This is a genomic window from Jannaschia rubra, assembly GCF_001403735.1.
GTDB classification, from domain to species: Bacteria; Pseudomonadota; Alphaproteobacteria; order Rhodobacterales; family Rhodobacteraceae; genus Jannaschia; species Jannaschia rubra.
Genome location: NZ_CXPG01000005.1, coordinates 1 through 23,012, shown reverse-complemented (window position 1 = coordinate 23,012; position 23,012 = coordinate 1). Strand labels below are relative to the sequence as shown.

General features: G+C 71.6%; 20 protein-coding genes. 8 read left to right on the top strand and 12 right to left on the bottom strand.

The annotated features are described in order from the left end of the window. The first annotated feature begins 147 nt into the window (after positions 1-147). Both JAN5088_RS00120 and JAN5088_RS00115 read left to right on the top strand, forming a co-directional pair. The gene (locus JAN5088_RS00120) at positions 148-1,071 is read left to right on the top strand and encodes a LysR family transcriptional regulator (protein WP_055680782.1); all 924 of its coding nucleotides are present in this window, start codon (positions 148-150) and stop codon (positions 1,069-1,071) included. Positions 1,072-1,176: 105 nt separating this feature from the next. Next, positions 1,177-2,310, top strand: coding sequence for a CaiB/BaiF CoA transferase family protein (locus JAN5088_RS00115; protein WP_055680781.1), 1,134 nt, complete (start codon positions 1,177-1,179; stop codon positions 2,308-2,310). A gap of 7 nt (positions 2,311-2,317) precedes the next feature. Here the strand turns inward: JAN5088_RS00115 and JAN5088_RS00110 are convergent, their stop codons facing one another. Genes JAN5088_RS00110 through JAN5088_RS00075 form a run of 8 tightly spaced genes read right to left on the bottom strand, consistent with a single transcriptional unit; the run spans position 2,318 to position 10,626 of the window. Further along, on the bottom strand, positions 2,318-3,748 hold the full coding sequence (locus tag JAN5088_RS00110; RefSeq protein ID WP_055680780.1) for a hypothetical protein: 1,431 nt from the start codon (positions 3,746-3,748) through the stop codon (positions 2,318-2,320). Between the two features lie 2 nt (positions 3,749-3,750). Next, on the bottom strand, positions 3,751-4,515 hold the full coding sequence (locus JAN5088_RS00105; RefSeq protein WP_055680779.1) for an enoyl-CoA hydratase/isomerase family protein: 765 nt from the start codon (positions 4,513-4,515) through the stop codon (positions 3,751-3,753). After that, the gene (locus tag JAN5088_RS00100) at positions 4,512-5,375 is read right to left on the bottom strand and encodes a MaoC/PaaZ C-terminal domain-containing protein (RefSeq protein ID WP_055680778.1); all 864 of its coding nucleotides are present in this window, start codon (positions 5,373-5,375) and stop codon (positions 4,512-4,514) included. The genes JAN5088_RS00105 and JAN5088_RS00100 overlap by 4 nt, the downstream gene beginning before the upstream one ends. 1 nt (position 5,376) lies before the next feature. After that, positions 5,377-7,473 carry an acetate--CoA ligase family protein gene (locus JAN5088_RS18465; RefSeq protein WP_199502133.1) on the bottom strand — a complete coding sequence of 699 codons (2,097 nt, stop codon included), beginning with the start codon at positions 7,471-7,473 and terminating at the stop codon, positions 5,377-5,379. Beyond that, complete coding sequence (locus JAN5088_RS18460; RefSeq protein WP_055680776.1) at positions 7,470-8,621, bottom strand: thiolase family protein; 1,152 nt, start codon at positions 8,619-8,621, stop codon at positions 7,470-7,472. Before JAN5088_RS18460 ends, JAN5088_RS18465 begins: the two co-directional genes overlap by 4 nt. After that, positions 8,618-8,998: a Zn-ribbon domain-containing OB-fold protein gene (locus JAN5088_RS00085; protein ID WP_055680775.1), complete on the bottom strand. Its 381-nt coding sequence runs from the start codon at positions 8,996-8,998 to the stop codon at positions 8,618-8,620. Before JAN5088_RS00085 ends, JAN5088_RS18460 begins: the two co-directional genes overlap by 4 nt. A gap of 39 nt (positions 8,999-9,037) precedes the next feature. Then, on the bottom strand, positions 9,038-9,463 hold the full coding sequence (locus JAN5088_RS00080) for a PaaI family thioesterase (protein ID WP_233489673.1): 426 nt from the start codon (positions 9,461-9,463) through the stop codon (positions 9,038-9,040). Then, the gene (locus JAN5088_RS00075; protein WP_055680773.1) at positions 9,460-10,626 is read right to left on the bottom strand and encodes an acyl-CoA dehydrogenase family protein; all 1,167 of its coding nucleotides are present in this window, start codon (positions 10,624-10,626) and stop codon (positions 9,460-9,462) included. Before JAN5088_RS00075 ends, JAN5088_RS00080 begins: the two co-directional genes overlap by 4 nt. Before the next feature lie 86 nt (positions 10,627-10,712). Here JAN5088_RS00075 and JAN5088_RS00070 point away from each other — a divergent pair, with 86 nt between their 5' ends. Together JAN5088_RS00070 and JAN5088_RS00065 are read left to right on the top strand one after the other, a co-directional pair. Continuing rightward, positions 10,713-11,516 carry an IclR family transcriptional regulator gene (locus JAN5088_RS00070; RefSeq protein ID WP_055680772.1) on the top strand — a complete coding sequence of 268 codons (804 nt, stop codon included), beginning with the start codon at positions 10,713-10,715 and terminating at the stop codon, positions 11,514-11,516. After that, complete coding sequence (locus tag JAN5088_RS00065; RefSeq protein ID WP_055680771.1) at positions 11,513-12,433, top strand: SDR family NAD(P)-dependent oxidoreductase; 921 nt, start codon at positions 11,513-11,515, stop codon at positions 12,431-12,433. The genes JAN5088_RS00070 and JAN5088_RS00065 overlap by 4 nt, the downstream gene beginning before the upstream one ends. Positions 12,434-12,466: 33 nt before the next feature. On the opposite strand, the gene JAN5088_RS00060 is transcribed toward JAN5088_RS00065, so the two are convergent. Beyond that, a complete protein-coding gene (locus JAN5088_RS00060) occupies positions 12,467-14,116 on the bottom strand; it encodes an MFS transporter (protein ID WP_055680805.1) in 1,650 nt (549 codons plus the stop codon). A 129-nt stretch (positions 14,117-14,245) separates the two neighbouring features. Next, positions 14,246-15,748 (bottom strand): tannase/feruloyl esterase family alpha/beta hydrolase, encoded by a 1,503-nt coding sequence (locus tag JAN5088_RS00055; RefSeq protein WP_233489671.1) that lies wholly within the window; start codon positions 15,746-15,748, stop codon positions 14,246-14,248. 245 nt (positions 15,749-15,993) lie between these two features. On the opposite strand from JAN5088_RS00055, the gene JAN5088_RS00050 reads away from it, so the two are divergent. From JAN5088_RS00050 to JAN5088_RS00035, 4 genes are all read left to right on the top strand, one after another. Further along, entirely contained in the window at positions 15,994-17,049 is a 1,056-nt protein-coding gene (locus JAN5088_RS00050) for a glycosyltransferase family 2 protein (RefSeq protein WP_055680770.1), read from the top strand. Further along, on the top strand, positions 17,046-18,206 hold the full coding sequence (locus JAN5088_RS00045; RefSeq protein WP_055680769.1) for a polysaccharide deacetylase family protein: 1,161 nt from the start codon (positions 17,046-17,048) through the stop codon (positions 18,204-18,206). Before JAN5088_RS00050 ends, JAN5088_RS00045 begins: the two co-directional genes overlap by 4 nt. Before the next feature lie 10 nt (positions 18,207-18,216). Continuing rightward, the gene (locus tag JAN5088_RS00040) at positions 18,217-19,161 is read left to right on the top strand and encodes a lysylphosphatidylglycerol synthase transmembrane domain-containing protein (protein WP_158448451.1); all 945 of its coding nucleotides are present in this window, start codon (positions 18,217-18,219) and stop codon (positions 19,159-19,161) included. Positions 19,162-19,231: 70 nt separating this feature from the next. Further along, positions 19,232-20,800 (top strand): phytoene desaturase family protein, encoded by a 1,569-nt coding sequence (locus JAN5088_RS00035; protein ID WP_055680767.1) that lies wholly within the window; start codon positions 19,232-19,234, stop codon positions 20,798-20,800. A gap of 10 nt (positions 20,801-20,810) precedes the next feature. On the opposite strand, the gene cls is transcribed toward JAN5088_RS00035, so the two are convergent. Together cls and JAN5088_RS00025 are read right to left on the bottom strand one after the other, a co-directional pair. Then, complete coding sequence (cls, locus tag JAN5088_RS00030) at positions 20,811-22,256, bottom strand: cardiolipin synthase (RefSeq protein ID WP_055680766.1); 1,446 nt, start codon at positions 22,254-22,256, stop codon at positions 20,811-20,813. 514 nt (positions 22,257-22,770) lie between these two features. Next, a complete protein-coding gene (locus tag JAN5088_RS00025; RefSeq protein WP_199502134.1) occupies positions 22,771-23,001 on the bottom strand; it encodes a GNAT family N-acetyltransferase in 231 nt (76 codons plus the stop codon). Positions 23,002-23,012 lie beyond the last annotated feature (11 nt).

Genomic DNA, 23,012 nt, shown 5'->3' with positions numbered 1-23,012 from the left:
AGGGTGCCAAGGCCAATGCCGCGCCCGCCCGCAGGCGCCGCCGTCGAAGACGGACGGCTCCCCATTCTCCCATCCCCGGAGCGTGGGAGACTGGCAGCCATGTTGCAAATGCATTATTGCTATATCAGAGATACCGGGGAGGCATGGATGGACCTACGGCAGCTTCGCAGCTTCGTCCGCATCGTGGACCTGCGCTCCATCACCGCCGCCGCCGAACAGCTCCGCATCGCGCAGCCCGCGCTCAGCCGCCAGGTCAAGGCGCTGGAGGCGGAGCTGGGCGTCGTCCTGCTGCGCCGCCACGGTCGCGGGGTCGTGCCCACGGACGAGGGGCTGCGCCTCGCCCGCCGGTCGGCGCTGATCCTGGAGGATGTGGATGGTCTGGCCGGAGAGATCGGCGGCGCGGGGCAGGGCCTCTCGGGCGTCCTCACGCTGGGCCTGCCGCCCACGGTGGCCGAGGTTCTGGCCACCCACCTCGTGCTCCGGACGATGGAGGAGCACCCGCAGGTGCGCCTGCGGATCGTCTCGGGCTTCAGCGGCCATGTCCGCGACTGGCTCATCCGCGGCAAGATCGACCTTGGCGTAGCCTATGAAGGCCAGCGGTCCGACGCCATCCGCACCCGTCCCGTCATCCTGGAACGCCTGTTCCTGATCCAGTCCGCCGCCACCGGCCCGGCCGACGGAACCCCCGTCACCGCCGGCGAGGCCCTGGGCCTGCCGCTCATCCTGCCCAACCCGGAACACGGCCTGCGCGGCCGGATCGAGACCATCGCCCAGCGGGAGGGCGCGACGCTCGACGTGGTGCTCGAAATCGACATCCTGCCCACCATGCTCGCCTTCGTGGAACGCGGCCTCGGCCATACCATCCTGCCCCTCGTCAGCGTCATCGACCACGTGCGCGCGGGCCGCCTCGTCGCACGGCCCATCGTCCACCGCGACATCGACCGCACGCTGGTCCTGATGTCCCCCCTCGACCGCCCGGTCTCGCGCCTGTCCACCGCCTTCTCGGACTTCCTCATCGCCGAGGTGCACCGCCTCTCGACCTCCGGCGAATGGCCCGGGACGACGCTGTAGCAGCCGCCATGTCGCGCGGGCATGACTGTCATTCTCAAACGGTCTTTGGCGGCATGACGACTGGCAGGCTAGGCTCGGTCCGGACTTCAGCGAGGGGATCGGCCGATGGCGCAGGGACCACTGGACGGCATCGTCGTCGTCGCCATCGAGCAGGCCGTCGCCGCGCCCTACTGCACCTCACGCCTCGCTGATGCCGGCGCGCGCGTCATCAAGGTGGAGCGGCCTGAAGGCGACTTCGCCCGCGGCTACGACACGGCGGCGGCGGGCGAGAGCAGCTATTTCGTCTGGCTCAACCGCGGCAAGCAATCCATCGCGCTCGACTTCGACGACCCGTCCGACCGCGACCTCCTGCTGTCCATGACCGATGCGGCCGATGTGGTGGTGCAGAACCTGCGGCCCGGCACGCTGGAACGCCGCGGCCTCGGCCCCGATGCCCTTCGCGCCCGCAACCCCCGCCTCATCGCCTGCACCATCAGCGGCTACGGCGAGACCGGTCCCTATGCCGCGCGCAAGGCCTACGACCTGCTGATCCAGGCCGACTCCGGCCTCTGCAGCGTGACCGGCGGCCCCGAGGCGCCCGCGCGCGTCGGCATCTCGGTCGTCGACATCGCCACCGGCGCGGCCGCGCAGGCCGCCATCCTCGAAGCCCTGATCGCGCGGGGGCACAGCGGCGCGGGCGCCGACATCCGCCTGTCGATGTTCGACGTGATCGCCGACTGGCTGGCCGTTCCCTTCCTCCATGCGGCGGCCGGAAAGGCCCCGCGCCGCGCGGGCCTCGCCCATCCGTCGATCTCGCCCTACGGCGTGTTCCGCACCCGCGACGGGCGGGAGCTTCTGATCGCCGTCCAGAACGACCGCGAATGGGCCGCGCTCTGCACCATGGTACTCGCGCGCCCCGGGATGGTCGCGGACCCCGAGGTCGCCACCAACACGGCCCGCGTCCGGAACCGCGACCGCGTGGATGCCGCCGTGGCGAAGGCCCTCGCAGCGGAGGATTTCGCCCCCATGTCCGCCCGGCTGGCGGCGGCGGGCATCGCCTTCGCGGGCGTCAACGACATGGCCGGGCTGATCGCGCATCCGCATCTGGCCACCTCGCGCGTGGAGACGCCGGGCGGCGCGGGGGTGGCCCTGCCCGCCCCGCCCGCGCGCTTCGACGGCGCGCGGCGGATGGACCGCGCGCGCGCCCCGGCGCTCGACGGCGACGGCCCGGCGATCCGGGCGGAATTCGCCCCCCGCTGAGCCCCGCTCAGACCGCCCCCAGGGCCACGGCCGCCCCGAGGAAGGCGCACCAGACCGCGAAGATCGTCAGCGAATAGGCCCCGTTCCATACCGGCCCGATCCGCATGGCCGGCCGGTCGATGATCGCCGCGCAGAACAGGATCGTGGTGATGAAGGGCGACAGGCCGATGACCCCGGTCCAGCCGCCGATGATGGCCAGCGCGATGGCCAGGTCGCTCAGCCCCGGCACGGCGAGCTGCGACGCGATGGCCCCGAGCACCGAGGAGGTGACGATGGGATTGATCCCCACGAAGGCAAGCCCCAGCACCGACAGCGCCAGCCCCAGCGTCAGCGCGACCGGCCCCAGCCCCAGGTCGGCGATCAGGGCGCGCAGCGCATCGACCGGCACGATGGCAAGCAGGATCACCGACAGGAACCCCGCCGCCGCGAAGACCCCCACCTCGCCCGCCATCCGCGGCAGCCGCGCCCAGGCGTCCCGGCTCGCCGCCGCCACGCCGCCCGCCGGCCCGACGCCCGCGCGCAGCCCCGACCAGCCGGCCCAGAGCGCCGAGTAGGCCGGCACCAGCACGATCAGCGCTTCCTGGAAGTCGAGCGGCGCAACCTCGTGCAGCGCGAAGATCGCGATCCCCAGGGCCGCGACATGCAGCGGCAGCATCGCCGCCCCCCGCCAGGCCCCGGGCGGAGGGGCCGCGCGGGCCGAGGGAAGCGCCCGCAGGCGGCGGTTGCCGACCCGGTCGAAGGCCCAGCCGATGGCGACGAAGACGAAGCTCGCCGCGAAGCCGATGGGGCCGAAGTCGAGGTAGGTCAGCCCCGGCAGCGTGATGAGCACGACGTTCGTGGCGAACCCGAAGGGCGACCAGAGCGAGATCAGGCCGAAGCCGCGGACGATCGCCACCGTCATCCGGCGCAGCTTCACCTCGCGCAGGTCCGGCGGCAGGCGCAGGGTCGCCTCGCCCCGCATCGACCGCGCTGCGAGATCGAGCAGGATGGCGAGCCCGCCGAAGTTGATGAGTACGCCGAACAGGTGCCCTCCGAAGGTCAGCGACAGATAGCGCCGCGACGGCGGCTGGCCGGTCAGATAGGCCCCCGCCTGCGCCACCTCCGGCGCCAGCGAGGCGGCGGCCCGGAGCGTGCCCAGAAGGGTGATGAGCGCGGCGAGGAACAGCGATCGGTCCACCGCGTGCAACAGCACGGGCGCGCCCGTTCCCCGCGCCACGGCGACCGCCAGCGCGGCGAGCGACAGGGCGACCGGCACCCAGGTGCCCAGAGTGAACAGCCGCCGGCCGAGCCAGAGATAGGCCAGCAGCGCGGCCATCGCCGCCAGTGCCAGCCAGTCCGCCCGCACGAACACCAGGACCAGCGCCGCGCCCGATGCGACGGCGAGCAGAAGGCTTCGCAGTGCGACCGCATGACCCGCCGCGACCGCGCCGTCCGCCAAGATCAGCGCCCCCGGAAGCGGGGCGCGCGTTTCTCGAAGAAGGCGCGACGTCCCTCGGCGGCATCCTCGCTGCCCAGGAGCATCGGTTGCAGGCTCCGCTCATAGTCCAGCGCCGCATCCACCTCGCGCGCGAACCAGTCGAGGACGAACTGCCGCGGCAGCGGCGCGCCCTCCGCCTCCTCCCGCGCGATCGCGCAGGCGCGTGCCAGCGCGGCCCCCGGCTCCGCCATCTCCTCGGCCATCCCCAGGGCCAGCGCCTCCTCCGCGCCGATCGTCCGGTTCGACAGGATGATCCGCCGCGCCTTCGCCGGGCCGATCCGGGCCGGCAACGTCGCCAGCAATCCCATGTCGGGGATAAGGCCGATCTTCGTGAAGGCCGCCGTGAACCGCGCGTCCCGCGCCACCACCACCACCGGGCAGGCCATGGCGAGCGCGAAGCCCCCGCCCGCGGCCCATCCCTCGACCGCCGCGACGAGGGGTTTTGACAGGTGGACCATGCGGCCCACCATATCCTTGACCGTGGCGAAACGCTCGCGCTGCTCGGCGGGACTGCGCGCGCCCTGATCACGGATGTCACCGCCCACCGAGAACTGGCCCCCCGCCCCGGTCAGGACGACGGCCCGAACCGCGTCGTCGGCCTCCGCCTCCGACAGGGCGCGCGTCAGGGCCTGGCGCACCCCGTGGCCCAGCGGGTTGCGGCGCTCCGCATCGTCCAGCGTCACGACGGCAAGCCCGTCCCCGTGCCGTTCGACCGAAAGCCCCGTCATCGCGTCGTCCTCGTCTCGAACCGGCCGTTGCCGATGGCCACCGCATCGCGCTCCACCACCACCGTGCGGAACGACCCGTCGCGCCAGATCTCGGTCCGCAGCGTCTCGCCCGGAAAGACATGCGCGGTGAAGCGTCCGTCCATCGCCCCGAACCGCGCCGCATCATGGTCGCAGAGCACGGCGAGCAGCGCATGGGCCGCGCAGCCAAAAGTGCAGAGCCCGTGCAGGATCGGCCGCTCGAACCCCGCTTTCGCCGCCACCCTAGGGTCGAGGTGCAGCGGGTTGTCGTCGCCGTTCCAGCGGTAGGCCAGCGCCTGCTCGGGCCGGTTCGGCGTGACGAACGCATGGTCGGGCGGCGTCTCGGGCAGGACATGCGGCGGCCGCACCGGCCCCGAGGGGCCGCCGAACCCGCCGTCGCCGCGCAGGAAGGTCGTGCCACGGCAGGTGGCCAGCAACGTACCGGTCGCCGCGTCGCGCACCTCCTTCTCGGAATAGAGGAGCGCGCCCCGCCCTTCCCCCTTGTCGATCACCTCGGTCACGCGGGTCTTCGCGCGGATGGTGCCCTCCGGCGGGATCGGCGCGTGGATGGTCATGCCCTGCTCGCCGTGCACCACCCGCAGCGCATCCACGCCGGTGGAGGGGTCCGACAGCCAGAACCCCGGATGGCCCAGCACGCAGGCGATGGCGGGCATGGCGCGGATGTCGTCGCCGAGACCCCCCACATAGGGCAGCACCGCCATGTCGGTCGGGTCCTGCCCCATCCCGATGGACAGCGCGTATCGCGCGACCTCGCGCGGGCCATAGCTCTGGCGCACCTCGGGGATGTCGTGGTTCAGCAGGCGGTCGCGGTCAATGGCCATGTCATGCCTCCCCGTCGAGTTCGATCACGGCGTCGAGGGCGAAGGCCCCCTGTCCCTCGGGCATCGCCAGCACCGGGTTCAGGTCCACCGACCGCAGGCGCGGCCCCGCCCCGACGGCGAAGACCGACAGCCCCGACAGCATCGCGGCCAGCGCGTCCACGTCCGCCGGCGGCCGCCCCCGCGCGCCGGTCAGGATCGCCGCGCCCCGGATCGACAGGATCATTTCCCGGGCCGTCGCCTCGTCGAAGGGGCAGGCCCGCAGCGCCACGTCGTCCAGAAGCTCCACGAAGATGCCGCCCAGACCGAAGACGGCCACCGGCCCGAAGGTCGGGTCGCGGTTGATCCCCATCAGGCATTCGATCCCGCCCGAAAGCTGCCGCGCGACCAGCATGCCCGCCGGCCGCGCCTCCGGCGCGCCGCTGCGCACGGCGGCCTCGATGGCGCCATAGGCCCCGCGCACCGCCTCCGCGTCGCCGAGGTTCAGGCGCACCGCACCGATGTCGGACTTGTGCAGGATGTCCGGCGACAGGATCTTCATCACCACCGGATAGCCGAGCGCGTCCGCCGCCTCGACCGCCGCCTCCACGCCCTGCACGGCCTCCTCGGGAGCTGAACTGATACCCGACGCCGCAAGCAGGCGCTTGGCCTCCGCCTCGTCGGGCGCCCGGTCGGGCAGCGCCACCTCCGGCGGCACGGGCGGGTCCCGCCGTACCGCACCTCGCGCTGCACCCCAGACACAGACCGCGTCGATGGCGCGCAGGGCGCGGCAGGGGTCCGAGAACACCAGGATCCCCTCTGCGTCGTATCGCGCCATGACCTCCGGCGCGCCCAGGCCGCAGATTGCGATGATCCGGTCCGGCCATTCGGCGCGCAGGGGCCGCATGGCCGCGAGGATGGTTTCGGACATGGCGGGCGACCCGGCCACATAGGTCAGGAACGACAGCACCGCGCCATAGCCGCCATCCGCCAGCGCCGCCCGCGTGAAGCTTTCGAGCAGCGACGGGTCGTTCAGTGCCTGCGCCGTGCAGTCGAGCGGGTTGGCCGGCGCGGCATAGGGCAGCAGCGCCTTCAGTCGGGCCTGCGCTTGCGCCGGCATCTCGGGCATGGGCAGGCCGATCCGCTCCGCCTCGTCGGTGATCACGATGCCCGCGCCGCCGCTCACCGTGATGACGCCGAGCGAGCGGTCGCGCGGCACGATCCTCTTCGACGCGACATAAGCGATGTCCATCATCGCCTCCGGGTCGCGCACGAGGATGGCGCCATGCGCGGCCAGCACCGCGTCCGCCACGACCGCATCCCCGGTCAGCGACGCGGTATGCGAGGCCGCCGCCCGCGCGCCCAGGGTGGAGCGCCCGGCCTTGAGCACGATTACCGGCTTGCCCGCCGCGCGCGCCGCATCCAGCGCCGACAACAGGCCCGGCGCGTCGTTCACCGCCTCCATGTAGGCGCAGATCACGTCGGTTCCGTCGCGCGCCGCCATCCAGGCGATCGCATCGGCCACGGTGATGTCCGCCTCGTTGCCCGTGGTGACGAGGACCGAGGAGCCGAGCGCCCGGTCCCGCGCCAGCGCGCCCAGATGCGCGCCGAAGGCCCCGGACTGGCTGGCGATGCCGATGTTGCCCGGCCGCGGGAACCCGGTGTCGAGCGAGGAGGAAAACGTGCCGTAATACCCCAGGTCGACGTTGTAGACGCCCAGCGTGTTCGGCCCCAGCAGTCGTATCCCGGCGTCCCGCGCGCGCCCCAGCAGGTCGGCCTGCGCCGCCGCCCCGTCGGCGCCCGCCTCCGCGAAGCCCGCCGAGAACAGCGTCGCCATCCCGCAGCCCCGCCGGCCGAGCGCCGCGATCGTCTCGGGCACCATCCGCGCCGGAACCGCGATCAGCGCCGCGTCGGGCGCTTCGGGCAGGTCGTCCACCGAAGCATGGCAGGTGAGACCCTGCACCTCGCGGCGGTTGGGGTTCACCGGCAGGATGCGGCCCGCGTATCCCGCCGCCAGCATCGCCGCGATGGGCCGGCCGCCGATGCGGGTGGCATCCTCCGACGCGCCGATCACCGCGACCGAGCGCGGCGCCAGCAGCCGGTCGAGCGCGCTGGCCGTCAAAGCGTGGCCTCCGACCCCAGGATCGCCGTGCACTGGCTCGACAGGGTGCCGCCGTTGCCGTGACAGAGCGCCAGATCGCAATCCGCGATCTGCCTCTCGCCCGCCTGCCCCCGGATCTGCGCCACCGCCTCCGCGATAAGGAACAGGCCGTACATTCCTGGATGCACGCAGGACAGGCCGCCACCGTTGGTGTTCACGGCCAGCTCGCCGCCGGGTGCGATGCGCCCATCGCCGACGAAGCGTCCGCCCTCGCCCTTGGGGCAGAAGCCGAGGTCTTCGAGGAACAGCACCGTGTTGATCGTGAACGCATCGTAGAGCATCACGAGGTCCAGCTCCTCCCGTCCCACCTTCGCCATCTCCAGCGCGCGCGGCCCGCTCTCGACCGCGGCGGTGGTGGTCAGGTCCGGCATCGCCACGATCGAGCGGTGCCAGTTCGCGGCCCCGCCGCCGAGGAAATAGACCGGCTTTGCCGCCAGATCTCGCGCCCGGTCGGCCCGCACCAGCACGCAGGCCGCCGCCCCGTCGGTCACGAGACAGCAATCCGCCTTGGTCAGCGGGTCCGAGATCATCCGCGACGCCAGCACCTCCTCCTTCGTCAGCGGCCCGCGCGCGAAGGCATCGGGGTTGAGGTTCGCCCAGTCCCGCGCCGCCAGCGCCACGTCGGCGAGGTTCTCGCGGGTGGTGCCGTATTCGTGCATGTGCCGGCTCGCGGCGAGGCCGTAGGCGGTGATCGGGTGGCGTGGGTGATAGGGCGTCTCGTGCCACTGCGGCTCGCTCATCGACACGAGCCGCCCGCCCGCCGTCCGCTGATTGGAGCCATAGCAGATCAGCGCCGCGTCGCAGAGCCCCGCCTCCAGCGCCAGCGTGGCCTGGAGCAGATGCAGCTCGAAGCTGGAGCCGCCGACATTGGTGCCGTCGAAATGGCGCGGGCGCAGGCCGAGGTATTCCACCACGCTCATCGTCGGGAAGGCGTGCGAACTGGTCGCGGCGAAGACGCCGTCGATGTCGCCCATGGTCAGGCCCGCATCCGCCACGGCGGCCAGCGCCGCCTGCCCCAGCAGCTCCATGGCCGAAAACCCCGGCGCCTCGCCCGTGCCGGCGGTGGCCATGCCCACGATGGCGGCGCGTCCGCGCAGATCGACGCTCATGCCGCATCTCCCCCGGTCAGGTCGAACACCACGCGGGGCCCGTCCGCCGCCTCCTCGATCCGCGCCGTGACGGGCGCGCCGATGGGTGCCGTCTCGACGCGGGGCAGCGTCGACATCATCCGCACCCCCTCCGCCAGCTCGATCAGCGCGATGTTGCGGTCCCCCGACCGCGCGCGGTTGACGGTGATGGCGTAGACCGTGCCATTTCCGGAAGGCGCCACCCATTCAAGATCGCCCGCCCCGCCCGGCGCCGCGACGCGCGGCCAGAAGACGTGTTCCCCCGTCTCCCGCGACCGCTGGATCATGAAGCGGCCCTGCGCGAGGAATGCCTGATAGGTCGCCTGCGGACCCTGGCGGGATGTGTCGATGTCGGACATGGCGTGCCTTTCTGCGTCTGTCTGGCCCGGGCGCGCGGATCACCGCTCCCAGTCGAGGATCATGTGCGTCTGCGTGCTGACGGCGACGGTCTTGCCGTCGCCGCGCGTCATGGTGATCTGGAACACCAGCGTCGTGCGCCCCCGGTGGATCGGCTCGCAGCGCGCGGTGACGGTATCGCCCACCCGCACCCCGCGCAGGAAGTTGGTCTTGCTCTCGATGGTGGTGTTCGACCGCCCCGCGGGGATGTTGATGAAGGCCGAGGTGCCCGCCGCATTGTCCGCCAGCGTCATCACCGCGCCGCCGTGCAGCGCGCCGTTGCGGTTGGCCAGCGCCTCCGTCACCTTCATCGTGCAGGTGACGGCCTCGGGCGCGACCGACACGACGTCGATGCCCAGCAGTCCGGCGAAGTTCGACTGCCCCGGCATTTCCTCCGGGCGCCGGGCGGGCGTCTCGGGGACGGTCACGCCCCGCGCCCGGCCAGCGTGCGCCGCGCGATGACGAGCTGCTGGATCTGGCTCGTCCCCTCGTAGATCCGCAAAAGCCGCACGTCGCGGTAGAGCCGTTCGATATCGTATTCGGCCATGTATCCCGCCCCGCCGTGGATCTGAAGCGCGCGGTCCGCCACCCGGCCCGCCATCTCGGTACAGAAATACTTGGTGCAGGCCGCCTCCAGGATCGCCTTGCCTTCCCGGTCGAAGGTGGCCGCCGTGCTGCGGACCAGCGCGCGCCCGGCCTGAAGCTCCGCCTGGCAATCCGCGATCAGGCCCTGCACCAGCTGATGCTCGCCGATGGGCACGCCGAACTGCCGCCGCTCCAGCGCATAGTCGGTGGCGATGTCGAGCATCCGCTGCGCCTGCCCCACCGACATGGCGCCGATGTGGATGCGCCCGCGGTCGAGGACCTTCATCGCCGTGCGGAACCCGCGGTTCAGCCGTTCCGGCCCGCCCAGCATCGCCTCGGCCGGCACCCGCACCCCGTCGAAGACCACGTCCGACGTCTTGGTCCCGCGCTGCCCCAGCTTCCGGTCGGGCTTGCCCACCTGGATGCCGGGCGTATCCGCCGGGACGATGAAGGCCGACACGCCGTTCGCCCCCGGCTCCTCGGGGTCGGTGCGCGCATAGACGGTGAAGACATCGGCGCGCACCGCGTTGGTGATGTAGCGCTTGGTCCCGTCGATGACGTAGTCGTCACCGTCGCGCCGGGCCATGGTGCGGATGCCACCCGCGTCCGATCCGTTGTCGGGCTCGGTCAGGGCGAAGGCGCTGATGACCTCGCCGCTGGCGATCCCCGGCAGCCAGCGCGCCTTCTGCTCCGCCGTGCCGTCCATCACGATCCCCTGCGAGCCGATGCCCACGTTGGTGCCGATCAGCGACCGGAAGGTGAGCGAGGCATAGCACAGCGTCTCGATCAGCACCGCCTCCTGGCTCACGCTCAGGCCGATGCCGCCGAACTCCTCCGGCGTGGACAGGCCGAACAGGCCCATGGCCTTCATCTCGCCCACGATCTCCTCGGGCACCTCGTCCTCGGCCTCGACCCGGTGCTCGGCCGGGATCAGGCGCTCGCGCGCAAACCGGTCAACCGTCTCGACAAGCTGCGCGAAGACGTCCTCGTCCACTCCTGCGGTCATGCGGGTCCCTCCCCTGGTCCGGCAGGCGCCGCTTGCGCCGGCGCCGTCATTCCGTATAAAGAATAACATTCCACCAAGGAAATGGAATGTCCAGCGATCCGCCCGTCAAATTCGTCCCCGCCGTGCAGAATGCCGTCCGCATCCTGCACCTGCTGACCGCGCGCGGCCGGCCGATGGGGGCCACGCAGATCGCGCGCGAGGCCGGGCTCAACGTTTCCTCGGCCTTCAACATCCTGCGGACGCTGACGCATGAGGGGCTGATCGGCTTCGACCCGGCGGCCAAGACCTACACGCCCGACCTGGGCCTCCTCGACTTCGCCGCGCCGCTGCTCGGCGCCGACCCGACCCGGCTGATCCGCCCCATGCTGGGGGCCATCGCGCAGGACCACCGCACCATGGTCGCCCTCTGGCAGATCACGGCGACCGACCGCATCGTCCTCATCGACCGCTTCACGCCCGAACGCATCGTGCAGGCGGTCATCGCCCGTAACGCCCGCCTGCCGGTCTTCGGCGGCGCGGTCGGACGGTGCTATGTCGCCGCGACGGGCATGGACCGCGACGCGGCGCGGGCAGGCTACGACGGCGTGCGCTGGCAGTCCGCGCCCGGCTTCGACGCCTATTGGGACGATGCCTGCACCGCCCGGCGCACCGGCGTGGCCTTCGACCGCGGCCGCCTGTTCCGCGGGCTCGAGATCGTCGCTTCGCTCGCCTCCGACGCCGCGGGCCGGCCCCGCCTGGGGCTGAGCAGCATCACCATCGCGGGCCAGCATGCGCCCTGCGACCTCGACCGCATCGGCGACGCCCTGCGCGACGCCGCCCTGCAGATCGAGACGCGCGTCCTGCGCCGCGCCGCCCCCGACGCCCCAACCCCACCGACGGAGACCTCATGACCGACCAACAGCCCCTGAACGACAAAGTCATCCTGGTTACCGGCGCGGGCGGCGGCATCGGCCGCGCCATCGCCCTGGAGGCCGCAAAGGCCGGCGCCCGCGTCGTCGTCAATGACCTCGGCGCCTCCCTCGGGGGCCAGCGCGAATCGAGCGACGCCGCCGCCGCCGTCGTCTCCGAGATCGAGCGGATGGGCGGCACCGCCGTGGCCAACGGCGACAGCGTGGCCGACCCCGACGGCGCCCGCGCCATGGTGCGGCAGGCCACCGACGCCTTCGGCCGCCTCGATGCGGTGCTCAACAACGCGGGCATCCTGCGCGACGGCTTCTTCCACAAGATGACCTATGAGGATTTCGACGCCGTGGTGAAGGTCCACCTCTACGGCAGCTTCAACACCAGCCGCGCCGCCGCCGACGTCTTCCGCGACCAGAACGCGGGCAGCCTGATCCACATGACGTCGACCTCGGGCCTGATCGGCAACCTGGCGCAGGCCAATTATTCGGCGGCGAAGCTCGGGGTGGCGGCGCTGTCGAAGTCCATCGCCCTCGATCTCGCGCGCTGGAACGTGCGGTCGAACTGCATAGCGCCCTTCGCCTGGAGCCGGATGACCTCCTCGATCAAGGTGGACAGCCCGGAGCAGGAGGCGCGCGTCAACCGCATGAAGGCCATGGTGCCCGAGAAGATCGCGCCCCTTGCCCTCCACCTCGCATCCGATGCGGGCGCCGACGTCACCGGCCAGATCTTCGCCGTCCGCAACAACGAGATCTTCCTCATGTCGCAATCCCGGCCCGTCCGCTCCGTCCACGCGGGCGACGGCTGGAGCATCGACGCCGTCCGGGAGCGGGCCATCCCCGCCCTCCGCGCCGCCTTCGTGCCCCTCGACGTGTCGGCCGACGTCTTCTGCTGGGATCCCGTCTGAAGCGCACGGCGCGGATCGGAACGCGCCGACGGGTCAGCTCGCGCGCGTCGGGTCGGTCAGGGGGTCGCCCGCCTCGCGCCCCGAGGGGTGATGGTGGGCGGAGGCGGAGCCCACGGGACGTTCGATCATGCGGCGGACGACGGGAACCTGGCCGTCGATCTGAAGGCTGCGGACGAGGTCGAAGTTCTCGCGGTCCGACTGCGTTCGGCGCTGGTTGTCGCGCACGTATTCGAGCCAGGTGGGCACGTGGTAGCGCTCGATCCAGAGTTCGGCGTCGGCCAGGTCGCGCAGGAGCGTCCAGCGCCGGGCGCCGTCGCGCAGCGAGATGCGCCGCCGTTCGTTCATCGCGGCAAGGAAGCGCGGCACGTCAGCAGCCGCGATCCGGTGGTCGATGGTGATGACGATGGGGCCGGAGCGGAAATGGATGGGCACGGCGGTCCGCGGCTCGCGGAAGCGGTCGAGAGGTTCGAGGTCGTCGGTCCCGCTGGCGGGCAGCGGCAGGAGGAAGCCCAGAAGTCCGCCCGCCGCCTGCAATCCCGCGGCGGCATAGAGGGCCGTCGAGACGCCCGCCTGTTCGGCCACCAGACCAAAGCCCCAGGCCCCGGCGGTCATGCCCCCGAAGGTCGCCATCTGGTAGAGCGCCAGTGCCCGGCCCACGACCCAGCGGGGGGTCGAGAGCTGCACCGTCACGTTGAAGGTGGAAAGCGCCAGCACCCAGCCCGCCCCCGCAAGCATCAGCGCGGGGATGGTGAGGAGGGGCGTGCGGCTGACCCCCGTGCCCACGGCGCCCGCGACGAGGAGGAGGGAGGCGAGGCGCACGATCCACTCCGTGCTGAGCCGGAGGCGCAGGGCGCCGGTCGAGAGCGCGCCGCCCACCGCACCCACCCCGAAGGCGCCGAGCAGGACGCCGTAGGTGAGCGGCCCGCCGGCGATCAGGTCGCGCGCCACCACGGGCATGAGCGCGGGAAGGGCGGCCGCGGCGGCCCCGAAGACGCAGCCGCGCGCCAGCACGATGCGGATGTTGGGCGACATGGCCACATAGCGCAGCCCCGCGGCCATGGCGGTGCCGATGCGCTCGCGCGGCAGATCGCGCGGCCGCACGTCGGGCCTCCAGCGCAGCAGCACGACGATGAGGGCCACGTAGCTGAGCGCGTTGGTCAGGAAGGCGCCGGCCGCCCCCGCCACCGCGACGATGGCGCCGCCGATGGCGGGACCGACCGAGCGGGCGATGTTGAACCCCATGGAGTTCATCGCCACCGCGCCCGGCAGGATGGCGCGGGGCACCATGTCCCCCACCGAGGCCTGCCAGGCGGGGTTGTTGAGCGCGGTGCCGCAGCCGATGGCGAAGGTGAAGGCGAGCAGCCCCCAGGGCGTCAGCCACTCGTTCCAGGCGAAGACGGCGAGCAGGACCGAGACGCAAAGCATGAGGGCCTGCGCCGCGAGCATCACCCGCCGGCGGTCGAGGTTGTCTGCGATCGCGCCGGCCGTCAGCGAGAACAGCATGATCGGCAGCGCGGTCGAGGCCTGCACCAGCGCGACCTGCTGGGGCGAGTCCGACAGCGAGGTCATCAACCAGGAGGCGCCGACGGCCTGCACCAGCCCGCCGAAGTTCGACGACATCGACGCCAGCCAGATGGCCCGGAAGATGGGCACCGAGAAGGGCGATGTGACGGGCGCGGCCAGGGCGTGTTCCTCGGGCGCGACAGGCGCCGTATCATGGCTTCGCAAGCGGCGGGGCCCATGGCAAGCACCTCCGCGGGTCCAAGAGGGACGGGCACGCCTCCCGACGGGCCGTCAGCGGCCCTCGGTCGCTCAGCCTTCCTCGCAGGTCCAGTTCGCCGCGTCGCGCCAGTCGCCCTCGCCGCCGAAGGCCGCGCGGGCGGGCCAGGCGCAGACCGGGCGGGACCACTGGGGCGTGCCGTCCACGACCTTGGTGGTGGGCAGGCTGTCGGGCGGGGTGCCGGTCTCGACCCAGGCGTCGAGCGCGCCGAGCGCGTCGAAGCCGTCCTGCGCGATGCCCGGCCCGGTTCCCTGGATGCCGCAGTGATCCATGCCGGGGATCATGAACAGCCGGGCGAAGTCGCCTTCGGTGGTCTGGCCGAGCGTCTCGAAATAGTCGACGGTCTTGCCCGGAAAGACGATGGCGTCGGCCCAGCCGTGATACATCAGAAGCTTGCCGCCGCTTTCCGCAAAGGCGCCGAGATCGGGGTCGTCGGAGTTGTAGATCGCCTCCTGCGGCGCCATGCGTGCCGGGTCGGTGTCGAAGTCGAAGTCCTGCGGGCCGTAATCCGCGCCGGGATCGTCAGGGAAGGCCATGTAGCGCAGGAAGTTCGGGCCGAACGCCTCGGGCACGAGCGCGCCGCCGCCGCCGGGCAGGCCGGTGAGCCAGAGCGGCCAGAAGGGTTCGGAGCCGACCGGCACGCTGGCGGGAAAGAGGCTGCGGCCCTGGCTGTCCGCCGGTTCGGAATACCACGCCTCCAGCACGGAGATCTTTTCGGGCGAGAGGTCGAGGGTCGATGGGTCGAAGTCGCAGGTGGCGGGGTCGGAAACCATCCCGTCCTCGACCCCGTCTGCGGCGTCGCATTGCGCCGTCACGGCCCCGGCCACGATCTGCGCGTCGGCCGAATCGAGGATGCGCCCGCCCGAGCCGTCGTCGTTGGCCTGCGCGATCCAGGCGAAGGACGTGCCCACGAGGCCCGGATAGTCGAGCGCCGGGGCGCCCGAGATGATGCCGTCGAAGGCATCGGGCATCCGCAGCGCCGCCATGTTGGCCATCCGCCCACCCGTGGAGCAGCCGTCGAAATAGGACCGTTCCGGCGCCGCGTCATAATAGGCTTCGGTCAGGGCCTTGGCCACGCGCGTCGTCTGCTCCACCGCGCGGTAGCCCCAGTCGGCCTCGGCCACGGGGTCGGCGGCCGCCCATCGCGCGTCGGTCGAGCCGGTGCCCCAGTGGCCGCCGTCCATGGTGGCCGTGGCGTAGCCGCGGCGGAGCGCGTGGTTGATCGCGTTGAAGGTATTGGGGGACTCGGCGTCGACCTTGCCGCAGAAGCCGCCGCAGCCGGCCATGTAGAACTTGCCGTTCCAGTCGCTGGCCGGCAGGCGAACCTCGAACCCGATGGCAGGGCGGATCGTGCCGGCGACACGGCAATAGGGCGGCAGGTCGCCCGCCGCCTCGACCTCGGCGGCGAGGGCGACGGCGGTGTCGGCGAGGCCCAGGCCCGAAAGCGCGGCGCAGGCATCGGGGGCGCTGTCCTGCGCCATGGCGCCGCCCGCGGCGGTGGTGAGCAGAAGGATCGCGAATCCGGGCTTCAGCATGTGTCGTCTCCCCTCGGTCGGGCCATCGCCCTGCGCGGTCAGGTTACGCATGGATCGGGGGCCCGGCCAAGCCCCGGATGGGGGCGCGGGTCAGGAGATGACTTCGACACGGTCGTCATTTAGCCCATGACCGCCGTCCGGTTTGTCCTGTATCGGACGGGGACGATTCTGCGCAGGTCCGCAGCGACGGCCGGGCGGGGTATCCGGCAGCGCGACGCCTTTTCGCGGCAGGGGGAGACAGATCGATGGACAATCCGTCCGGCAGGCCCGACCGGGTCGACGCGCCGCCCTATTCCTGCGCGGTCATCAACTACAACGGCGCGGACTATGTCCTGCGGACGCTCGCCTCGATCCTGTCGCAGGAGCCGCCGCCCGCGGAGGTCATCCTGGTGGACGACGGATCGACGGACGGCGGGCCGGACCTCGTCGCCGCGGCCTATCCCGACGTTCGGATCGTGCGCCTGCCGCAGAACACCGGGCGCACCTCGGTCGTCCGCAACGCGGGACTGGCGGCGGCGCGGCACCGCTTCGTGCTGATCTCGGACAACGACGTGACCTTCGCGCCGGAGGCCGTGCACCGGATGCAGGCGGTGCTCGCGGAACGGGCCGACGCCGCGGCCTGCACGCCGGTCGTGCTGTTCGACGACGGGTCGGGGCAGATCTGCAACCGCAGCCACAACCTGCATTTCCTGTGCTGGTCGCAGGATTCGTCGATGGACCATGCCACGCTGCGCGCGCGGGGGCCGGTGCGGGGCATCGGCTGCGGCATCCAGCTTCTCGACCGCGACCGGCTGGGCGAGGTGGGCGGCTACGACGAGGATTTCGTGATCGGCTGGGGCGACGACGGGGAATTGCACCACCGCATGATGATCGCGGGGCGGGCATGCTATTCGGTGCCCGATGCCGTGGTGTACCACGCCCGCATCCGCGGCACGCCGCGATATTACGGGCAGATCCGCAACCGGCTGCTGATCCTGTTCAAGATGTACCGCTTGCGCACGCTGATCCTGCTTGCGCCGCTGCTGATCCCGTTCGAGGCGGTGCTGATCGGCTTCCTATGGATCGCGGGGGGCCTTGGCGACTATGGCCGGGCGGTGCGCGACGTCTGGGGGCTGCGGCGCGGGATCGGAGCGGACCGGCGGCGGATCGCCGCGACCCGGCGGGTGGGCGACGGGCGGGTGCTGCACGCCGGCCGCCTCACGGTGCCGGTGCGGCGGTCCGGCCCGGCGCTGCGCCGGTTGGTCCGGGGGGCGAGCCGGGTGCTCGCGGGCTACTGGTGCGCCGTCGGGCGGTTCGCATGAAGCGCCTCCGCAAGGCGCTCGGCACCGCCGCCGAGATGGGGGCGGAGGTCGCCAGCCTGACGCGCGGCCGCTATCCCGGCTTCGTTGGCGCGCGGCGACCCAAGGCGCTGCAGGGCGAGATCCCGGTCTTCGTCTATCACAGCATCGACGCGGCGGAGTTCGAGGCGGACCTGAAGTTCCTTGCCGGCAACGGCTATCGCACGCTCGACTGCGACGCCTTCGTCGAGGCGCTGGCCGGGCGGCGCCCCATGCCGAACCGCGCGGTCCTGCTGACCATCGACGACGGGCGGGCGAGCGTCTGGAGCCATGGGTTTCCCCTGCTGCGGCGTTACGGGATGACGGCCGTGGTCTTCCTGATCCCCGGCTACATCCGCGACGCGGACGGGGTGCGGCCCACGACCGACGACCGCCCCGAAGGACTGGCGAGCGCGGACCCCGACCTGATGACCTGGCCCGAGATCGCGGCGATGGCGCGCTCCGGCCTCGTGGATTTCCAGTCGCATACGCTGTTCCATCACAAGGTGCCGGCGTCGGACCGCGTTCTGGGCTTCGTCGGCCCCCGCGACCGCACGGCGCCCTTCGACATCCCCTTCGCAACGGGCGACGAACCGGGGGAGGAGGACTCCGCCCTCGGCTATCCGCTGTTCGAGACCACCTCGCGGATGTCGGGGGCGCCCGCCTTTCGCCCCGACGCCGGGCTGATCGCCGACCTGCGGGATGCGGCCGGGGGCCGGTTCGACGCGCCCAACTGGCGCGACAGGCTGCATGGGGTGGTGGAGGAACGGCGGAAGGCGGGCCTGCCCATCGGCACCGCCGAGGCGCCCGACGAGACGCACGCCGCAATGCGCCACAGCCTTGCGGAAGCGCGGCGGATCATCGAGGCGCGGCTGCCGGGGCACAGGGTGCGCCACCTCTGCCTGCCCTATACGCTGGGGTCGGAGGCGGCCGTCGCGGCGGCGCGCGAGACGGGGCACGCCAGCACCTTCTGGGGCCTTCTGCCCGAGCGGCGGGGGAACCGCGCGGGCGACGATCCGTTCCGCAGCGTGCGGCTCAAGTCCGACTATCTGCGGCGGCTGCCGGGCCGGGGCCGCCGGTCGATGGCGGCGATCCTGCTGGCCAAGGTCCTGCGCCGGGTCTCGGGCCGGGCGGTTTATTGACGTGGCAGGCGTGACCCGGAGCCTGCGCGCCCTGCTGCGGCGGCCCTGGGTCCGCTACGGGCTGGGCCTCGTGCTGATCCTGTTCCTGCTGAGCCTTCTGGACCTGCGGGCCATGGCCGACACGCTTCTGGACGCGCGTCCGGGGTATCTGGCGCTCGCCGTGGCGACGGGCGTGGGTCTCATGGCCTTCTCGGGCTATCGCTGGTCGCGGCTGGTTGATCCGGCCCTGGGCGTCGGCACCATGGTCTTCGTACGGCTGACCTTCGTCAGTGCCTTCGCGGGCCTGTTCCTGCCCGGCACCATCGGGACGGAGGCGATGCGCGTGCTCGGCCTCTCGCGCGCGACGGGGGGGGTCGTCGCGGTCTCCTCGGTGCTGGCCGACCGGGTGCTGTCGCTGCTGGCGCAGGTCGTCCTCGCCCTGCTCGCCGTCGCGCTGCTGCCTTCGGCGCTGCGCGACGACCTGGTCCTCTGGGGCGCGGGGGGGCTGCTGGCGATCGTGGCGGGGGTGGGAGCGGTCATGCACCGGGGGCTGCGCCGCGCCGTGCTGCGCGCCATGTCCCGTTTCGATCGCCCGCACCTGCTCGTCGGGCGCGCGTTCGAGGCGCTGGATACCTTCCGCAACCGGCGGATGATGGCCTGGGCCTTCGTGCTGGCGCTGCTGCTTCAGGTGTTCCGGGCGGTGTTCCTCTGGACCTGCGCGCTGACCTTCGATGCGGATATCGCGGTCTGGCACTTCCTGATCGCGCTGCCGCTGGTCAGCCTGGTGGAACTGGTGCCGATCACCTTCGCGGGCGTGGGCACCCGCGACGCGGCCTTCGCCGTGGTCCTGGCGCAGTTCGGCATCCCGCCCGAAACCTCCGTTCCGGTGTCGCTGCTGGCCTTCGTCCTGGGCAGCGTCGTGGCCTCGCTGCCGGGCGCCTGGCTCTGGATGACGCTGCCGTCGCGGGACGCCTGAGACCCCGGCCTTGCCCTTCGGGGCGCAGGGCATACCTCGAAGGGGATGCCATCCGCCGGAGGAACGCCCCATGACCCAGGACACGCAGGACGCCGTCATCATCGGGTCGGGGCACAACAGCCTCGTCTGCGCGCTCTACCTGCTGCGGGCGGGCTGGTCGGTCAGGGTGCTGGAGCGCGCCGGCACGCCCGGCGGCGCGGTCAAGACGCAGGAGCTGACCGAGCCGGGGTTCCGCCACGACTGGGCGGCGATGAACCTGTCGAACTTCCGCAACTCGGCCTTCTACGGCGACTTCGGCCCGGCGCTGGAGCGACAGGGGGCGGAGTTCGTGAAGGCGGATCATTGTTTTGCCTCCGTCTACGACGACGGGACGTGGTTCGGCGTGGGTACCGACATGCAGGCCAACCTCGCCCGCGTGGCGGCGCTGTCGGAGCGGGATGCGGCGGCCTGGAGAGATCTGACCCACGGGTTTCCCGCGCGATCCGCCATCATCGGCGGGCTGATGGCCAGCCCGATGAAATGGACCGCGCTGAGCGGGCTCGGGTTCAACGCACTGCGCCAGAACGGCCGGGGCGGGACGCTGGACATCGCGCGGTTCCTCCTCTCCTCGCCCCGCGAATGGCTGGGCCGGACGTTCGAGTCCGAGAAGATCCGCGCCGCGCTGGCGCCTTGGGGGATGCACATCGACTATGCGCCCGACGTGGCCTCGGGCGCGATCTTTCCCTATCTCGAAGCCTTCGGCGACCAGGCGGGGGGCATGTATCTGGGCCGGGGCGGCTCCGACACGATCATCCGCGCCATGGTAGCCGAGATCGAGGCACAGGGCGGCACCGTCGAATGCGGGGTCGAGGTCACGCGCATCCTGCACGACGACATCCGTGCCGAGGCGGTCGAGACGTCGGACGGACGGCGGATCGGCGCGGAGAAGGCCATCGTCGCCAACGTCGCCCCCCGCGCGATGGCCCGTCTGACGGGGGGCACCGGCGACGCGCGCTATGACGAGGGGCTCGCCACCTTCCGCCACGCGCCGGGCACGGTGATGATCCACCTCGCCCTGTCGGACCTGCCCCATTGGCGTGCCGGGGAAGCGCTGCGCGACTATGCCTATGTCACCATCGCGCCCACGCTCGACATGATGGCACGGGCTTACCAGCAGCCGCTCGCGGGCCTTCTGCCGGAGGAGCCGATGATCGTCGTGGGCCAGCCCACGGCCATCGACCCCAGCCGCGCGCCGGAAGGCAGGCACGCCCTCTGGCTGCAGGTGCGGATGGTGCCGGGCGAGATCCGGGGCGATGCCGCGGGGGAGATCGAGGCGACCGACTGGGACGCCGCGCTCGCGCCCTTCGCCGAGCGCGCGCTCGACATCGTGGAGCGTCACGCGCCCGGCCTGCGCGACCTGATCCTGGGGATGCGCTGCGTCTCGCCCCTGGACCTGGAGGCCGACAACCCCAACCTCGTGGGCGGCGACCAGGTCTGCGGCAGCCACCACCTGTCGCAGAACGCCATCTTCCGGCCGATGCGTGGCCGATCCGACGGCGCCACGCCGCTCGAAGGTCTCTACCACACCGGCGCGGCCGTCTGGCCGGGCGCCAGCACCGGCGCGGGTCCGGGCACCCTGCTGGGTCGGAAGCTGACCTGAGGGCCCGCGCCTACATCAGTGGCGACACCAGTCGCGCGGCCGAATCCCGCAGCCGCATCCAGAACGGCAGCGCGCGGTAGGCGTCAGCGTCGAAGACCCGGCAGGCGGCGCGGTCCGCGTCATAGGCCGCTTCGAGATCGCCGGCCAGCCGGGCATCGTAGACGAGCGCGTTCAGCTCGTAGTTGATCGAGAAGGACCGGATGTCCCAGTTGCCCGACCCGACGGAGGCGACCTCGCCGTCCACCGTCACCGTCTTGGCATGCAGATAGCCGTCCTCATAGAGCAAGACCTCCACCCCCGCCTCAGCCGCCTCGGCCTTGAAGGTGTTGGCGGCCCAGTAAGGGACGTGCTGTCCCGGACCGCGCGCCGAGATCATCACCGACACGTCGACCCCGGCGAGCGCGGCGGCCTTCAGCGCCTCCATCACCGTGTCGTCGAGGATGAAGAACGGCGTCTGCACCCGCACCCGCCGGCGTGCGCCGACGATCATGGCGAAATACTGCTGCCGCACCGCGCGCCATTCGGAATCGGGCCCCGAAAGGCAAAGCTGCACCGGCAGGTTGTCGTCCAAGGGCGGCGCCTCGGGGAAGTATTCGGGGCCGAGCAGCCGTTCGCGCGTGGCGTTCGACCAGTCGATGGCGAAGACCCCCTGGAGCGCGAGCACAGCCGCGCCTTCGAGCCGCAGATTGGTGTCGCGCCAGCGGGCGAACCCCCGGCCGGGGTCGAGGTGCTGCTTGCCGATGTTCAGGCCCCCGGTATGGCCGATCCGTCCGTCGATCACCGCGATCTTGCGATGGTTGCGATAGGAGATGGTATGCACCCGCCAAAGCGGCGAATAGGGCCGGACGTCGATGCCCGCCGCGCGCAAGGCCCGCTGCCGGAACGGGCCGAAGGAGCCGATGGATCCCACCGGATCATAGAGCAGCCGCACCTCGACCCCCGCCGCCGCCCGCTCGATCAGGATCGCCTCGAACTCCGCGCTGACGGTGTCGTTCTCCCAGATGTAGTATTGCAGGTGAATGCTCGACCGCGCGGCGCGCAGGTCGTCCATCAGACGCGGGTATTGGCGGGATGCGTCCTGCAGCAGTTCCACCCGGTTCGACAGGGTGACGTAGACGTTCGAGTTGGAATGGATCATCCGCGCCAGCCGGTCGCGCGGGTAATGCCATCCCGCCAGGTCTTCGATCGCCCGCACATGCTCCGCCTGCAATCGGTCGAGCGTCTGGACCAGGTGCCCGGGCAGGTCGTGCCGCGTCAGGGTGCGCGTCCGCCCGACGCCCCCGCGCATCCGCCCGAACAGCACATAGAGGACAGGCGCGACGACGGGCAGCGTGAAGAACAGGAACAGCCAGGCGAAACTCGACTGCGGACGCCGGTTTTCCGACACGATGAAGATCGTCGCTCCCACCACGTAAAGCGTCACGGCGATGGAAAGCAGGTTGGTGAAATCGGGCATGGCGACGACAGGTCTCTCACGGTCGGCGCGCCGAAGGAAGGCAGGTGGGTTTCCGCGGCGGCCGGACGTGGGCGATCTTTCGCGCGGAGACGCGGTGCCAGGGCCACGGCTTTTCGCGACGTGATGGCGTGATCCGCTCGTCACCGCCAGCGAAACAAGGGTCGGCATCCGACATCGCGCTTGGGCGATCCCGGAAAGTTCCGCGGCGATACGGTGGTTGGACGCATCGCGCGCCGGGACCGAAGGCGATGGAAAACACCGCCCGAGACGCGAAGGCCAGCGCCGGCGGATCGATCGCGCGGTCCCGGGCCACGATTCATCCGATTCATGTCGCGCGATGGATCCCGGATCGCCGGTGATCGCCATCCGGCACGACGGTCATTCCGGCGACGGACGACCTAGCGACGGCGCACCGCTCGACAAGTCTTGCGGGGCGTCCGTCCCAGCCATCTTTCCCAGCCGAACGGATGGGATGGCGTTTCTTGCAGGGTGAATACCTTCGGACCGGAATCTATCAACCTTCCAGCACGTCCTGCCATTGGGGGTGTCTTGCGATCTGTGCGCGGGCGAAGGGGCAGAGGGGCACGATCCTGCGGCCTTCGGCGCGGGCATCCTCGACCGCGCGGCGCACCAGGGCCTGGCCCACGCCGCGGCCGCGCAGGGCGCCCGGCACGGCGGTGTGGTCGATGATGATCGTCGCCGCGCCGGCGCGGGACCAGGTCATCTCGGCCTCGTGACCGTCCACGAGGGCGCCGT

What these genes read in the sequence shown, in the direction of transcription:
- JAN5088_RS00070 (WP_055680772.1), top strand. Translation starts at nt 10,713, where the DNA reads ATGTCCAGCGATCCGCCCGTCAAATTCGTCCCCGCCGTGCAGAATGCC.
- JAN5088_RS00105 (WP_055680779.1), bottom strand. Translation starts at nt 4,515, where the DNA reads ATGACGGGGCTTTCGGTCGAACGGCACGGGGACGGGCTTGCCGTCGTG.
- JAN5088_RS00120 (WP_055680782.1), top strand. Translation starts at nt 148, where the DNA reads ATGGACCTACGGCAGCTTCGCAGCTTCGTCCGCATCGTGGACCTGCGC.
- JAN5088_RS00035 (WP_055680767.1), top strand. Translation starts at nt 19,232, where the DNA reads ATGACCCAGGACACGCAGGACGCCGTCATCATCGGGTCGGGGCACAAC.
- JAN5088_RS00115 (WP_055680781.1), top strand. Translation starts at nt 1,177, where the DNA reads ATGGCGCAGGGACCACTGGACGGCATCGTCGTCGTCGCCATCGAGCAG.
- JAN5088_RS00065 (WP_055680771.1), top strand. Translation starts at nt 11,513, where the DNA reads ATGACCGACCAACAGCCCCTGAACGACAAAGTCATCCTGGTTACCGGC.
- JAN5088_RS00085 (WP_055680775.1), bottom strand. Translation starts at nt 8,998, where the DNA reads ATGTCCGACATCGACACATCCCGCCAGGGTCCGCAGGCGACCTATCAG.
- JAN5088_RS00050 (WP_055680770.1), top strand. Translation starts at nt 15,994, where the DNA reads ATGGACAATCCGTCCGGCAGGCCCGACCGGGTCGACGCGCCGCCCTAT.
- cls (WP_055680766.1), bottom strand. Translation starts at nt 22,256, where the DNA reads ATGCCCGATTTCACCAACCTGCTTTCCATCGCCGTGACGCTTTACGTG.
- JAN5088_RS18460 (WP_055680776.1), bottom strand. Translation starts at nt 8,621, where the DNA reads ATGAGCGTCGATCTGCGCGGACGCGCCGCCATCGTGGGCATGGCCACC.
- JAN5088_RS00075 (WP_055680773.1), bottom strand. Translation starts at nt 10,626, where the DNA reads ATGACCGCAGGAGTGGACGAGGACGTCTTCGCGCAGCTTGTCGAGACG.
- JAN5088_RS00100 (WP_055680778.1), bottom strand. Translation starts at nt 5,375, where the DNA reads ATGGCCATTGACCGCGACCGCCTGCTGAACCACGACATCCCCGAGGTG.
- JAN5088_RS00055 (WP_233489671.1), bottom strand. Translation starts at nt 15,748, where the DNA reads ATGCTGAAGCCCGGATTCGCGATCCTTCTGCTCACCACCGCCGCGGGC.
- JAN5088_RS00045 (WP_055680769.1), top strand. Translation starts at nt 17,046, where the DNA reads ATGAAGCGCCTCCGCAAGGCGCTCGGCACCGCCGCCGAGATGGGGGCG.